Source organism: Kitasatospora sp. NPDC056651, assembly GCF_042792155.1.
Lineage (GTDB): Bacteria > Actinomycetota > Actinomycetes > Streptomycetales > Streptomycetaceae > Kitasatospora.
This window is the reverse complement of record NZ_JBHTWX010000060.1, coordinates 1-13911: the sequence shown is the minus strand read 5'-3', so window position 1 is coordinate 13911 and position 13911 is coordinate 1. Positions and strand designations below refer to the sequence as shown.

Genomic DNA, 13911 nt, shown 5'->3' with positions numbered 1-13911 from the left:
GTCACCCGTCACTCACCGCCCGCCCCCAGCCCTCCCCCGCCCGCACCACCCCGCCGCTCGATCACCACGCCGAGCCCGTCGAGCATCCGCGCCATCCCGAACTCGAACAGCGCCTCCAGACTCATGTCGATCTCCGGCCCCCGACTCATCGCGTCGAACATCGGGAAGCGCTCCGGATCCGCCATCAGCCGGCCGCGCTCCTCCTCGTCCACCTGGTCCATCCACTCCTCCGCGGACAGTCCGCTGTCCTGCTCGGCCTGCGCCTCCCGCTCGAAGTGGACAGCCAGCCCGCACACGAACGCCGCCAGCGCGACGGACGCCTGGACCATCTCCTCGCCGCTCAACCCCCGCCCCGCCAGCACGGCCATCGACCGCTCGGTGTGCAGGGCCGCGTCCGGAGCCGGCACCGGACGGGTGAAGGACATCGTGGAGGCCAGCCACGGGTGCCGCCGGTAGATCCCCCACTGCAACCGCGCGACCGCCTCCAGCCCCTCCCGCCAGTCCGACGCCGGCGGCTCGGGCAGCGGCTGCTCGCCGAACGCCACATCCATCATGAGCCGCAACAGCTCGTCCCTGCCGGGCACATGGCGGTAGAGCGACATCGTCGCGACGCCGAGCTCGGTCGCGACCCGGCGCATCGACAGCGCCGACAACCCCTCCTCATCGACCACCCGGACGGCCGTCGCGACGATCCGTTCCCGGGCGAGGTCGTGCTCGCCGCCCGCCCGCTCCTGCCGCTCCCCGCCCGGCTTCGCCGCCGACCGCGCCTCCCGCCGCCCCGCTGCCCGTTGCGAGGGCTGTTGCGGTGACTGTCGCGACTGCTGCTGCCGGCCCCGCCGAACCTCCCGGGACGGGCCTCCGGCCGGAGCCGTAACCGGCGCCGGAGCGCCGGCCACCACCGTGCCCACCCCCGGGACGGCCCGGACGAGCCCTTCCTCCCGCAGCCGGTTCAGCACCTTGGTCGCCGTGGCCATCGCCACGCCCCACTCCTGGGTGATCCGCCGGGTGGACGGCACCCGAGCCCCGGGTGCCAACTCCCCTGCCACGATGCGCCGTCGTAGCTCGACCGTGATCCGCTCCGAGGGACTCCCGCTCTCAGCCACCCAAACCCACCGCCCACCCGCCGCTCAACTACCGCTGCACCGCCGCCGGTTACCGCCCGAGGCGCCAACCACCGGCCACCACGGCCAAGTTCACCCGCGAGTCGGCCCGAATCCCGCCCGGCACGACTCGACACCGGCCCGAACCGCGCCGACCCACGCCCGCTCTCAGCCCGCCCGCCGGGCCAGGTGCACCACGTCCGGCACCCCGCGGGCCACCGGAATCTCGTGCGTCACCACGTCCGAGAACCCGACCGCCCGCAGCGCCTCCTCGAAGACCTGCGACGGCTGCGCGCTCCACACGGCCAGCACCCCGCCCGCCCGCAACCGGTGCCACAGCACCGCGAGCCCGTCCGCGCCGTACAGACCGTCGTTGGACTCCGTGACGGTCCAGTCCGGCCCGTTGTCGATGTCCAGGCACAGCGCGTCGTACCGCTCGCCGTCCGCCGCCGCGAGGTACTCCAGCAGGTCGGTGTGGAGCACCTCGACCCGCTCGTCGTCGAGCGCCCCGCCCGAGAACGCCCCGAGCGGGCCGGTCCGGTGCCACTCGATGATCGCGGTCTCCCGTTCGACGACGGCGATCCTCCCCCAGCGCGGCTCGGCCGCCGCGTACGCCAGCGAGAAGCCGACCCCGAGGCCGCCGATCAGCACCGACGGCCGCTCGCCCCGGGCACCGGTGCGGTCCAGCTCGTCCAGCGCCGCCTGGATCAGCAGCCGCTCCGAGCGCCCGTCCGCGGTGTCCATCAGGAAGCACCCGTTGGCGATGATCTCAAAGTCCCGACCGCGTCGCCGGAGCACCACCTCGCCGTACCGGCCCTCCCGTCGGTCGAGGGTGACGGCGGCCTGGTGGCCGTCGCGTTCGGGCAGTGCGGTGGTCATCCGTCCTCCTCGGCGAAGCGCGGGTGCGGGCCGCCCCGGTCGGACGGGACGGGCACCCGCCCGACAATAGCCGAGTCCGCACCCGGACCGGTCAGGTCGTGACCAGCACTCCCGCGTACGAGACGCCCGCGACGACCACCCAGGAGCCGAGTCCGAGCAGGGCGATCCGTCCGCCGGTACGGATCATGGTCGGCAGGTGCACCGCGCTGCCGAGCCCGAACAGTGCGGCGGCCAGCAGCAGCTCCTGGGCGTCCGCGGCCAGCCCGAGCGCCCGCTCGGGCAGCACGCCGGTGGTCCGCAGGACGATCATCGCGAGGAACCCCGCCACGAACAGCGGCACGATCGGCGGCCGGCCGCCGCCCCTCACCGACCGCTCAGCCGTCTTCCCGCCCGGAATCCCATCCGGACTCCCACCCGGGTTCCCCGCATCTCCGGCCGCGCCCGAAGCCGCACCCGAAGCCGCGCCCGAAGCCACCTCCCGCGACACCCGCGCCGCCCGGAGGTTGCGCCGCGCCACCACCGCCACCCCCGCGACCAGCGGCGCCAGCAGCACCACGCGCATCAGCTTGACCAGCACCGCCTCCCGCAGCGCCCCGGCCCCACCGGTCTGCGCGGTGGCGACCACCTGCCCGACGTCGTGCACGCTCGCCCCGACCCAGCGCCCGAACTCCAGCTCGCCGAGCCCGAGCGGGTGCTGGAGCAGCGGCAGCACGGCGATCGCCAGCGTCCCGCACAGGGTCACCAGCGTCACCGAGGCCGCCACGTCCTCCTCCTCGCTGCCCGCCGCCTGGCTGACCGCGCCGATCGCCGAGGCCCCGCAGATCGAGTACCCGGTCGCGACCAGCAGCGGCTGGTCCCCGGGCAGGCCGAGCCGTCGGCCCAGCCAGAGCGTCCCCGCGAAGGTGGCCGCGACCACCGCGAGCACCATCGCGACGGTGGCCCAGCCGAGCCCGAGCACGTCGTCCAGGCTGAGCTTGAGCCCGAGCAGCACGATCCCGAGCCGCATCAGCCGCTTGCCGGCCGTCGACAGCCCCGGCCGGGCGACGCCGCGGACCACCGGGCGCAGCCCCGGCAGGTGGGCCACCGCCATGCCGAGCACGACGGCGGCGGTGAGTTCGGGCACGGCCGGCACCAGCGCGTGGACGCCCAGCGCGGCGGCCACCCCGAGGGCCGCGAACAGCAGTCCGGGGGCGTCCCCGCGCATCGGGGGCAGCGAGCGGGTACGGGCGGCGCGCTGCCGGAGGGTGAGTGCCACGCCGCCGCTCACTGCTCCGGGTCGGCGGGCAGTTGGTAGACCCGACGGATGCTGGTGCCGAGCCGCGAGACGTCCGCGCCGTACACGTGGATGGAGATCGCCGTGCTGCTACAGGAGTTGCGCACCAGGTGGATGTCGCCGGGCGGGGCGAAGGCGGCCACGGTGCCGGCCGGGCCGGCCACGTGCTCGGTCTCGACCAGCCGGGCGGTGCGGCCGCCGGAGACCAGCCGGTAGCGGGTCTCGCTCTCCTGCCCCTGGTGGACTCCGGCCACGCACCAGGAGACGTGGTCGTGGATCGGGGTCAGCTGCCCGGGCAGCCAGACCAGGGCGACGACGGAGAAGCTGCCGTCCCCCTCGGCGTGCAGGACGTGCTGGCGGTAGCGCTGCGGGTCGCCCTCGCGCTGGGCGGCGGTGAGCAGCGCGTCGGGCCCGTCCGGGTCGGCGAGCAGGTGCGGGGCGAGCCTCTCGCCGACCAGGTAGGCGGTGAGTTCCGGCGGGAGCCCGCGGTCCACGACGGCGCGGATCTCACTGATCAGCGCGGTCATCCGCTCGGTGAGCCGGTCGCTGCCGACCGTGGCTGAGGGTGTCATCCCAGCAGGTTCGGACGTACCGACCTATCACGTCCAAGGAGGGTCTGTAAGCGACCTCCCCACTGCTGCTTATACGTCAGCAGCCGACCCGGCTCGCCGCGGCCTGCCGCAGGTGGTCCAGCACCAGCCCGGTGGCCGGGATCCGGCGGTGCTCGCGCAGCACGTACGCGCTCACCTGCCGCCGCAGGTGCGGTTCGACGGCCCGCCCGGTGACCTTGCGGTGGCACATGAAGGAGAGCACCAGCGCCGGCATCAGCGCGATCCCGACCCCGGCGGCGACGAGCGACTGCACCGCGAGGTTGTCGTCGGTGGAGAAGACGATGTCCGGCGCGAAACCCTCATCCGCGCAGACGTGCAGCAGGTTGGCCCGGCAGCGCGGACAGCCGGCGATCCACCGCTCGCCGCCGAGGTCGGCCAGCCGTACGGCGTGCCGGCGGCCGAGCGGGTGCCCGACCGGCAGCAGCACCGTGAGCAGGTCCTCCATCAGCGGGATCTCGTCCAGGCCCTCGGGCACTTCGGTGGCCCCGCCCGGATAGCGGAAGGCCAGCGCGATGTCGCACTCCCCGCGCAGCAGCCGCTGGACGGAGTCCGGCGGCTCGGCCTCCAGCAGTTCGACCCGTACCCCGGGGTGCTCGGCCAGCAGCCGGGCCATCGCCTCGGGTATCAGGGTGGCGTTGGCGCTGGGGAAGGCGCAGACCCGCACCCGCCCGGCACGCAGCCGGGCGAGCGCGGTGAGCTGCTTCTGGGCGGCGGACATGCTGCCGAGGATCAGCTCGGCGTGCCGGGAGAGCGCCTCGCCCGCCTCGGTGAGCCGCAGTCCGCGCCCCGCGCGGGTGAACAGCGGGACGCCGACGGTCCGTTCGAGTGCCTTCATCTGCTGGGTGATGGCGGGCTGGGTGTAGCCGAGTTCGCGGGCGGCGGCCGAGTAGGAGCCGGCTCGGACGACCTCGTGGAACGTCCTGATGTGCCGCGAATCGAACACCGGCTCCATGATCCCCGCGCCCCCTCGTCTGCTTCCGGTCACGCGTCGGCCTCGGCTCCGGCGCCCGAAAATCATAAGAGGAATTTGGAGGTAGCGCCCCCGACCCCACCCACACCTTTGGTCGATCGTCGGAACGCCCGCCCGTCGAACCGCCCACCCCCGGACCGCCCGCCCGTCGGAACGCCCGTCGGACCGCCCGCCCGTCGGAACGCCCGTCGGACCGGTCGCCCGTCGGACCGGTCGCCTCACTGCTGGGCCGACGGCGGCAGCCCCATCGCCACCCCGGCCTTGACCACCGGCGCCCCGCCGCGCACGCTCGGACTCCGCCGGCTGCGCCGCTCCACGAACCGGGCGAGGCAGGAGAGCAGCAGACACATGCCGATGTAGATCGGCGCGATCACCATCACCACCGGGATGAACGGCAGGTCGTAGTCCAGGTTGGTGGCGATCAGCTTGCCCGCGTGCAGGAACTCCTCGTAGGTGATCAGGAATCCCAGCGAGGTGTCCTTGAGCGCGACCACCAGCTGACTGATGATCGCCGGCAGCATCGCCCGGACGGCCTGCGGCACCAGCACGTACGTCATCACCTGGGTCTTGCGCATGCCCAGCGCGAACGCCGCCTCCCGCTGCCCCTTGGGCACCGCGAGCACGCCCGCCCGGAACACCTCGGCCAGCACCGAGCCGTTGTAGAGCACCAGCCCGGCCACCAGGGCCCAGAGCGGCTGCACCTTGAGCGCGACGAACACGAAGAAGATCATCACCAGCAGCGGCATGGCCCGGAAGAACTCCACCACCAGCGTGGCGGCCCAGCGCACCACCCGGTGGTCGGAGAGCCGCCCGGCCGCGAACAGCGCGCCGAAGGGCAGCGCGAACAGCACCGACCAGCCGAACGCCGTCAGGGTGTTGCCGAGCCCGCGCAGCAGCAGGTTCTGCACCCCCCGGTACTCGAAGGGCTGCCACTTGGCGGACGTGAACTGGTGGGTGTGGAACAGCATGTAGACCACCCAGCCGATCAGCGCCGCGAACAGCAGCAGCGCGATCCCGCCGTACAACCGGTGCCGGGAGAGCGCCTTCGGGCCGGGGATGTCGTACAGTGCCGAGGATTCAACGGTCATCGGGACACCGCCACTCGTCGTTCCAGCAGGTTGAAGACGGCGCTGACGGCCAGGGTGATGATCAGGTAGCCGATGGCGATCCAGACGAAGGTCCAGATGATGCTGTAGCCCAGCTCGTTGATGGTCCGGTAGGTGCCCAGGAGTTCGGTGACGCTGAAGGAGCCGGCGATTGCCGTGTTCTTCGCCAGCGCGATCATCACACTGCCGATCGGCGCCACCACCGAGCGGTACGCCTGCGGCAGCACCACCAGGCTCATCGTCTGCCCGAATCCCATGCCGAGGCTGCGGGCCGCCTCGCCCTGCCCGGTCGGCACCGTGTTGATCCCCGCGCGCATCGACTCGCAGACGAAGGCCGAGGTGTAGCACCCGAGCGCGAGCACCGCGAAGGTGTAGAAGGGCAGCGTGATGTCGAACCGGGGCAGGCCCAGCACCACGATGAAGAACAGCAGGGTCAGCGGCGTGTTGCGCAGCACCGTCACCCACAGCGTCCCGAACACCCGTAGCGGCTTGACCGGCGACACCCGGAAGCCAGCGATCAGCACGCCCAGCACCAGGGACAGCACGGCGCTCACCACGAACAGCGAGAGCGTGCCGAGGAACCCGTCCCAGTAGGTCGACCAGTTGTCGGTCAGCGTTTTCACGGCGCGGCCCTCTCAGTACCGGACGATCTGCGGCGGGTTCGGCGCAGGCTCCCCGGAGAGGCCGAGGGTCGCCTCGAAGGCCCTCTTCCAGTCGCCGTTCTGCATGTGGTGCTCCAGCGCGTCGTTGATCGCGGCGCGCAGCACGGTGTCCTCCTTCGGCACCCCGATCCCGTACGGCTCGGTCGAGAACAGCGGGCCGACCACCTTGAGCTCGTCCGGCACCTTGGCCGCGTAGCCGAGCAGGATCGCGTTGTCCGTGGTCACCGCGTCGACCTGGTTGGTGATCAGGTTGTCCACGCAGGCCGAGTAGGTGTCGTAACCGATCAGTTTGGCCTTCGGGTACTGCGACTGGATGCGCTGGTACGGCGTCGAGCCGGCCGCCGAGCAGACCTTCCTGCCGTCCAGGTCCTGCGGGCCGTGGATGGTGGTGTTGTTCCTCCGCACCAGCAGCGACTGTCCGGCGATGAAGTACGGGCCGGCGAAGCCGACCAGCTTCTTCCGATTCTCGTTGATGGTGTAGGTGCCGACGTAGTAGTCCACCTGGCCGTTCTGCAGCGCGGTCTCGCGGTTGGCCGAGGCGATGGTCTTGAACTGGATCCGGTCCGCCGGGAAGCCCAGGGACGCGCCGACCATCTTGGCGATCTCGATGTCGAAGCCGGAGTACACGCCGGTGGCCGGGTTCTTCTGGCCGAGGTACGGCTGGTCCTCCTTGGCACCGACCACCAGGTGGCCCCGGCTGCGGGCGGCGGCCAGGGTCGGCGAGCCGGTGATCGCGGAGGCGTCCTGCACCTGGTAGGTGGGCAGCGCGCTGGGCTGGGGGCCCTTGGGCGGCGGGGTGCCGGGCTTGCCGCAGCCCGCCGCCAGCACGCCGAGCAGCAGGAGGGCGGCGAGCACGCGCCTGCCCGCCCACCCGACGGCGGAGGCCGCGACGGACGTCGTCTCACGGTTCACGGGGCCGCCTCAGTGCTTCAGGATCTTGGACAGGAAGTCCCGGGCGCGCTCGCTCTCCGGGGCGCCGAAGAAGTCCTCCGGGGCCCGGTCCTCGACGATCCGGCCGTCGGCCATGAACACCACCCGGTTCGCGGAGGCCCTGGCGAAGCCCATCTCGTGGGTCACCACGACCATCGTCATGCCCTCGCTCGCGAGCTGGCGCATGACGTCCAGCACCTCGTTGATCATCTCGGGGTCGAGCGCCGAGGTGGGCTCGTCGAAGAGCAGGGCCTTGGGTTCCATGGCCAGCGCGCGGGCGATCGCGACCCGCTGCTGCTGCCCGCCGGAGAGCTGGGCCGGGTACTTGTCGGCCTGTGCCGCCAGTCCCACCCGCTCCAGCAGCGCGCGGGACTTGGCGTCCGCCTCCGCCTTGGGCCTGCCGCGGACCTTGATCTGCGCGAGCGAGACGTTCTGGAGCACCGTCTTGTGCGCGAACAGGTTGAAGGACTGGAAGACCATGCCGACCTCGGCGCGCAGCCGGGCGAGGCCCCGACCCTCCGCGGGCAGCGGCCGGCCGTCGATCAGGATGGTGCCGTTCTCGATCGGCTCCAGCCGGTTGATCGCCCGGCAGAGGGTGGACTTGCCGGAGCCCGACGGGCCGATGACCACGACGACCTCGCCGCGTCCCACCGACAGGTCGATGTCCTGCAGCACGTGCAGGTCCCCGAAGTGCTTGTTGACCCCGCGCAGTTCGATCAGCGGGGTGAGGACCGAGGCGCCGGCCGGGTCCGGCCCGGGAGCGGCGGTCACTTGCCGCGCCGTCCCTTCAGCAGCCAGCCCAGGACGACGCCCGCGATCAGCGTGGCCAGGAGTGCGATCCAGAGCGGCGCGGTGACGGTGAAGACCCAGAACTGGATCTTCACCTTGTCGAGGTTGGCGAAGAGGAACCACACGGCGAGGACGACGATGGCGCCGATCCCGATGTACCGCGTGGGAATGCCGCCGATCTCACTGCGCGAGGAGCGGGACGAGCCGTCTGAAATCTTGGTCACCGGAGCAGTCTGCGGCCCGGACGGTCGATTTGCCCGGTTTACACGCCCTTCCGGGGGAGGGAGTAACCCGTATGGGTCAATCCACCTCATACGGGTTTGAAAGCACTCCCATCCCCCGTCCGGCCGACCGCGACCGCCTCCGCCCCTCCTCAGGCCGCCCTCTAGCGCCCGTCCACCGCCCCGCCTCAGGCCGCCCTCTAGCGCCCGTCCACCACCCCTCCACCACTCGCCCACCGCTCCTCCGGCGCCACCGCTACCCCTCGTCCTGCCACGAGCGCCAGAGCTCCGCGTACGTGCCCCCGGCCGCGACCAGGTCCGGGTGACTGCCGTACTCGCTGATCCGCCCGCCCTCGACCACCGCGATGACGTCCGCGTCGTGCGCGGTGTGCAGCCGGTGCGCGATGGCGATGACCGTCCGGCCCTCCAGCACCCGGGAGAGCGAGCGCTCCAGGTGGCGGGCGGCCCGCGGGTCCAGTAGGGAGGTGGCCTCGTCCAGCACCAGGGTGTGCGGGTCGGCCAGCACCAGCCGGGCCAGCGCCAGCTGCTGGGCCTGCGGCGGGGTCAGCGCGGCACCGCCGGAGCCGACCTCGGTGTCCAGGCCCTCCGGCAGCACGTCCACCCAGTCCCCGGCCGCCACCGCGTCCAGCGCGGCCCGCAGCGCGGTGTCGTCCGCCTCGGGCGCGGCCAGCCTCAGGTTGTCCCGCAGGGTGCCGACGAAGACGTGGTGCTCCTGGTTCACCAGGGCGACCTCCCTGCGCACCCGCTCGGCCGGCATCCGCGCCAGCTCCGCCCCGCCGAGGGTGACACTGCCCCGGCCGGGGGCGTAGATCCCGGCCAGCAGCCGGCCGAGGGTGGACTTGCCCGCGCCGGACGGCCCGACCAGCGCCACCCGGCTGCCCGGGGCGATGTCCAGGGTGATCCCGTGCAGGACGTCCGCGCCCTCGCGGTAGCCGAACCGGACGTCCTTCGCCTCGACCCACCGGCCGTCCGGCCGCAGGGACTCGTCCCCCTTGTGCTCGGGCACCTCGTGCACGCCGACCAGCCGGGCCAACGAGGCCTGGCCGATCTGCAGTTCGTCGTACCAGCGCAGGATCAGGTCCACCGGGCCGGTCAGCATCTGCGCGTAGAGCACGCCGGTGGTCAACTGGCCCACCGTGATCCAGCCCCGGAGGACGAACAGCCCACCGAGCACCATGGTGGCGAGCACCGCCATCGTGTAGACGGCGTCAATGGTCGGGAACCAGAGCGAGCGCAGCCACAGGGTGTACCGGTACCAGTCCAGCCAGGCACCCAGCTTGCGGTCGGTCAGCCGGACCCTCCGGTCGCCCAGCCGCAGCGCTTCGACGGTGTGCGCCGCGTCCACCGTCTCGGCCAGCACGTTGGTCACCGCCGCGTGCGCGGCGGACTCGCTGCGGTAGGCCTGCGGCGCGCGCCGGAAGTACCAGCGGGAGGTGGCCAGCAGCAGCGGGAGACCGATCAGCGAGGTCAGCGCGAGCAGCGGGGAGGTGACCAGCAACGCGCCGACCACCAGCAGCAACGACAGGACGGCGACGACGAGTTCGGGCACCGCCTCGCGCACCGACTTGTCCAGCCGGTCGATGTCGGTGGTGCCCCGGGAGACCAGGTCCCCGGTGCCCGCCCGCTCCAGGACGCCCGCCGGGAGGGCCACCGAGCGGACCAGGAAGTCCTCGCGCAGGTCGGCCAGCACCCGCTCGCCGAGCACCGCGCTGCGCAGCCGCGACCAGCCGGTGAACGCGGCCTGCGCCACCAGCGCCAGCAGGTACCAGGAGACCGCCACCGCGATGGCGGACTCCGTGGTGCCGGTGGCCAGCGACTCGACCAGACCGCCGAGCACCCAGGGCCCGACCAGCCCGGCCACCATGGCGACCAGGTTCAGTGCCACCACCGCGGAGAACGCGGAGCGGTGCCGCCGCACGAGCAGCAGCAGGTACCCGCGCACGGCGGCCGGGGAGCCGACCGGCAGGGCGACGGCCGGCCCCTGTTCCTCCTGGACGGGGGGCTTCATGACGTACTCCTCGCTTGCCTGGCAGGGAAGTTGACGGCACTGCTCATGACAGCACCGCTCATGACGGCACTGCTCATGACGCCACCGCTCATGGCGGCGGTACTCGCGCCGACCGTTCTCATACGGCCCCGCCCACCGGCTGGGCCGCCTCCTCGTCACGGGTGACCACGGCCCGGTAGGCCGGTTCGGTCCGCATCAGCTCCCGGTGCGGCCCGACCGCGGCGACCCGGCCCTCCCGCAGCAGCACCACCCGGTCGGCCTGGTCGAGCAGCAGCGGGCTGGTCGCGAACACCACCGTGGTGCGGCCGGCCCTGATCGCCCGCAGCCCGGCGGCGATCCGCGACTCGGTGTGCGCGTCCACCGCGCTGGTGGGCTCGTCCAGCACCAGCACGGGCGGGTCCACCAGCAGGGAGCGGGCCAGCGCGAGCCGCTGGCGCTGGCCTCCGGAGAGGGAGCGTCCGCGCTCGGTGATCCGGGCTCGCATCCGGTCTCCCCCGCTCTCCGGCGAGCCGTCCGCGAGGGACTTCAGCACGTCGTCGGACCGGGCCGCCGACAGCGCCTCCGCGATCGGGACCCGCCCCGAGGACGGGACGTCGAACAGCTCGGCCACGGTGCCGGAGAGCAGCACCGGCTCCTTGTTCTGGACCAGCACCGCCCCCCTGGCCTCGGCCAGCGGCACCGCGTCCAGCTCCGCGCCGCCGAGGCGCGCCGAGGCCTGCGCCCGCTCGCCCTCGGCCGGTGTGACGTGGCCGCCGAGCCGCTCGGCCATCGCCCCTGCGACGTCCGGGTCCCCGCAGACCACCACGGTCAACTCACCTGCCCGCGCGGTCAGTCCGCTCACCGGGTCGTACAGGTCGCCCTTCTCCGGCCGGACCAGCGAGGCCTCGGTCGCGGCCCCGCCCCGGGTCAGCGAGAGCACCCGCACGGCCCGCCCGGCGGAGACCCGCGCGACGCTCCGCGCCTGCGCCGCCTCACCCAGGACGCGCAGCGGCGCGACCAGGAAGGCGGTCGCCCCGTAGACCGTGACCAGGGTGCCGACGGAGATCTCACCGGAGACCGCCAACCGGGCGCCGTACCAGGTGACACAGACCACGAACAGTCCTGGCAGCAACACCTGCTGAGCCTGCATCAGCGCCCAGATCCGGGCCGAGCGGACGGCCGCCGCCCGGACCTTCTGGGAGGCCGCCCGGTACCGCTCCAGGAACAGCTCCTCGCCACCGATGCCGCGCAACACCCGCAGCCCCGCCACCGTGTCGGCGGCCAGCTCGGCGGCCCTGCCGCCGAGGGCGCGCTGCTCGTCGAAGCGCCGCTCGAACGGCCCGACCAGCGGCAGGACGGAGAACGACAGCATCGGGACGCCGATCAGCACCCCGGCGCCCAGCACCGGATCGACCGCCACCACCATCGCTCCCACGGTCAGCCAGACGATCACCGCGGACCACACCCGGGCGATCAACTCGATGTACCAGCTGATCCGTTCGACGTCCCCGCCGCCGACCGCGACCACCTCGCCGGTGGATATCCGGCGGGACAGGCCGGACCCGAGGTACGAGGTCTTCCGGGCCACCAGCTGCCTCACCTGGATGGCCGTGTGTATCCAGTTCCACATCGCCTGACGGTGCATCAACACAGTGCCGAGCGCGGCGCCGACGCCCAGCAGCAACAGCAGCAGGCCGGCCCGCCGGATCCCGCCGGAGTCACCGTCCACAGCGGCCTGCACGCCGAGGCCCAGCGGCAGCGGCAGCGCGGCCTTGCACCCCATCTCGAGCAACGTCCAGCAGGTGGCGAGTAGTTGGCCGCGGCGCTGGCTGCGCTGCAACCAGCGCAGGAAGGCCGGCGGCGAGGAGAGATCGGGACTGCCGGGATCGGCCAACGGCAGAGGTATGAGCAGCATGACACTCCGATACGAACGGTACGAGGGTACGAGGGTGCAAAGGTGCGGGAGCACGGGAGCACAGCAGTACGGAGGTATGGAGAACGGGGCGCGCGAAACGCCTCGGTGACGTGTGCACAGCACGGATGCGCGGCGCCGCGACACGGTGGCGGCATGGCACAGCGACATCGTCGAAACATCCGGTGCAGATAGCCGGACGACGACAGGACGGGCACGAACGGCCCGGAAGTCAGGAGATCATGGCCGCGAGCGTGCCAAGCTCCTCACGATCGAAGCAACAGGTTTTCTCATCGCGGTCCACCCCCGCTCGCCCACCGGATTCGCACGCCCCCGCGCAACGAATCCGCACGTCTCCGGCGCAAGCCCGAACCCGTGCTCACCAGCACGGTCTCCACCCCGGGCAAGCCCCCGCAAAGCCTGGGCCAAGATTAACCCGATCGGCGGGAACAATCACACCCGAGCGCCGGTTGCCTCCACTGGAACACCGGACGACCAGGAGGACATTCCTTCCGTGAGCAGCATCCCCACCGTCACCCTCAACGACGGCACGCAGATCCCGCAGCTCGGTTTCGGCGTGTGGCAGGTACCTGACGCCGAGGCCACCCCCGCGGTCCGCACCGCGATCGAGGCGGGCTACCGCTCCATAGACACCGCGGCCGTCTACGAGAACGAGGCCGGTACCGGCGCGGCCATCACCGAGGCGCTGGCGGGCGGCGTGGCCCGAGAGGACCTCTACGTCACCACCAAGCTGTGGAACTCGGGCACCCGTGACTGGTCCGGCGAGCAGGGCCGCGACGCGGTGCTGCGCGAGTTCGACGCCTCGCTGGCCAAGCTCGGCCTCGACTACCTCGACCTCTACCTGATCCACTGGCCGCGCCCGATGCACGGCAGCTACCTGAACGTCTGGAAGGCCTTCGAGCAGCTGAAGGCGGACGGCCGGGTCAAGTCGATCGGCGTCTCCAACTTCGGCGCCGAGCAGCTGACCCGCCTGCTGGACGAGGCCTCGGTCGCCCCGGTGCTGAACCAGGTCGAGCTGCACCCGTACTTCCCCCAGACGGAGCTGCGCGCCTTCCACGCCCAGCACGGCATCGCCACCGAGGCGTGGAGCCCGCTGGGCCAGGGCAAGGAGCTGCTCTCCGAGCCCGCGCTGGCGGAGATCGCCGGGAAGCACGGCCGCACTGTCGCCCAGGTGGTGCTGCGCTGGCACCTCCAGAGCGGTGTGATCGCCATCCCGAAGTCGGTCACCCCGTCCCGGATCCGCGAGAACCTGGACGTCGCCGGCTTCGAGCTGGACGCCGAGGACCTCGCGGCGATCGCCGCCGTGGCCACCGGCAAGCGGATCGGCCCGGACCCGCAGGACTTCGACTGGAACTGACGCCGGGCCCCGGGGCCGGGCCCCGGAATTCCTGACGACCGGTCAGCGGAAGGGGGCCCGGGGGCCGCCGGC

At 72.4% G+C, this 13911-nt stretch carries 13 protein-coding genes; 1 reads left to right on the top strand and 12 read right to left on the bottom strand.

Annotated elements, in window-relative coordinates; translation table 11 throughout:
• Positions 1-8: 8 nt before the first annotated feature.
• The 12 genes from ACFRAR_RS22780 to ACFRAR_RS22725 all read right to left on the bottom strand — a co-directional run bounded on the left by ACFRAR_RS22780 (position 9) and on the right by ACFRAR_RS22725 (position 12464).
• Complete coding sequence (locus tag ACFRAR_RS22780) at positions 9-1103, bottom strand: TetR/AcrR family transcriptional regulator C-terminal domain-containing protein (protein ID WP_380699969.1); 1095 nt, start codon at positions 1101-1103, stop codon at positions 9-11.
• Positions 1104-1268: 165 nt separating this feature from the next.
• Positions 1269-1979: a spermidine synthase gene (locus ACFRAR_RS22775; protein WP_380699968.1), complete on the bottom strand. Its 711-nt coding sequence runs from the start codon at positions 1977-1979 to the stop codon at positions 1269-1271.
• Between the two features lie 91 nt (positions 1980-2070).
• On the bottom strand, positions 2071-3183 hold the full coding sequence (locus ACFRAR_RS22770; RefSeq protein ID WP_380700000.1) for a YeiH family protein: 1113 nt from the start codon (positions 3181-3183) through the stop codon (positions 2071-2073).
• Positions 3184-3242: 59 nt separating this feature from the next.
• A complete protein-coding gene (locus tag ACFRAR_RS22765) occupies positions 3243-3824 on the bottom strand; it encodes a cysteine dioxygenase (RefSeq protein ID WP_380699967.1) in 582 nt (193 codons plus the stop codon).
• A 76-nt stretch (positions 3825-3900) separates the two neighbouring features.
• On the bottom strand, positions 3901-4806 hold the full coding sequence (locus ACFRAR_RS22760) for a LysR family transcriptional regulator (protein ID WP_380699966.1): 906 nt from the start codon (positions 4804-4806) through the stop codon (positions 3901-3903).
• A 245-nt stretch (positions 4807-5051) separates the two neighbouring features.
• Positions 5052-5921, bottom strand: coding sequence for an amino acid ABC transporter permease (locus ACFRAR_RS22755; RefSeq protein WP_380699965.1), 870 nt, complete (start codon positions 5919-5921; stop codon positions 5052-5054).
• A complete protein-coding gene (locus ACFRAR_RS22750; RefSeq protein ID WP_380699964.1) occupies positions 5918-6562 on the bottom strand; it encodes an amino acid ABC transporter permease in 645 nt (214 codons plus the stop codon). Before ACFRAR_RS22750 ends, ACFRAR_RS22755 begins: the two co-directional genes overlap by 4 nt.
• A 12-nt stretch (positions 6563-6574) precedes the next feature.
• On the bottom strand, positions 6575-7513 hold the full coding sequence (locus tag ACFRAR_RS22745; RefSeq protein WP_380699962.1) for a glutamate ABC transporter substrate-binding protein: 939 nt from the start codon (positions 7511-7513) through the stop codon (positions 6575-6577).
• A gap of 9 nt (positions 7514-7522) precedes the next feature.
• Positions 7523-8251 carry an amino acid ABC transporter ATP-binding protein gene (locus ACFRAR_RS22740; protein WP_380699999.1) on the bottom strand — a complete coding sequence of 243 codons (729 nt, stop codon included), beginning with the start codon at positions 8249-8251 and terminating at the stop codon, positions 7523-7525.
• A gap of 47 nt (positions 8252-8298) precedes the next feature.
• Positions 8299-8544, bottom strand: a complete 246-nt coding sequence (locus tag ACFRAR_RS22735) for a LapA family protein (protein ID WP_380699961.1) — start codon at positions 8542-8544, stop codon at positions 8299-8301.
• Between the two features lie 253 nt (positions 8545-8797).
• Entirely contained in the window at positions 8798-10570 is a 1773-nt protein-coding gene (locus tag ACFRAR_RS22730; protein WP_380699960.1) for an ABC transporter ATP-binding protein, read from the bottom strand.
• 118 nt (positions 10571-10688) lie between these two features.
• Positions 10689-12464: an ABC transporter transmembrane domain-containing protein gene (locus ACFRAR_RS22725; RefSeq protein WP_380699959.1), complete on the bottom strand. Its 1776-nt coding sequence runs from the start codon at positions 12462-12464 to the stop codon at positions 10689-10691.
• Positions 12465-12975: 511 nt separating this feature from the next.
• On the opposite strand from ACFRAR_RS22725, the gene ACFRAR_RS22720 reads away from it, so the two are divergent.
• Entirely contained in the window at positions 12976-13839 is an 864-nt protein-coding gene (locus ACFRAR_RS22720; RefSeq protein WP_380699958.1) for an aldo/keto reductase, read from the top strand.
• The last annotated feature ends 72 nt before the right edge of the window (positions 13840-13911 follow it).

Bases quoted from the DNA above. Each gene is read 5' to 3' on its own strand.
- ACFRAR_RS22770 (WP_380700000.1), bottom strand. From the start codon at position 3,183: ATGCGCGGGGACGCCCCCGGACTGCTGTTCGCGGCCCTCGGGGTGGCC.
- ACFRAR_RS22725 (WP_380699959.1), bottom strand. From the start codon at position 12,464: ATGCTGCTCATACCTCTGCCGTTGGCCGATCCCGGCAGTCCCGATCTC.
- ACFRAR_RS22765 (WP_380699967.1), bottom strand. From the start codon at position 3,824: ATGACACCCTCAGCCACGGTCGGCAGCGACCGGCTCACCGAGCGGATG.
- ACFRAR_RS22775 (WP_380699968.1), bottom strand. From the start codon at position 1,979: ATGACCACCGCACTGCCCGAACGCGACGGCCACCAGGCCGCCGTCACC.
- ACFRAR_RS22755 (WP_380699965.1), bottom strand. From the start codon at position 5,921: ATGACCGTTGAATCCTCGGCACTGTACGACATCCCCGGCCCGAAGGCG.
- ACFRAR_RS22730 (WP_380699960.1), bottom strand. From the start codon at position 10,570: ATGAAGCCCCCCGTCCAGGAGGAACAGGGGCCGGCCGTCGCCCTGCCG.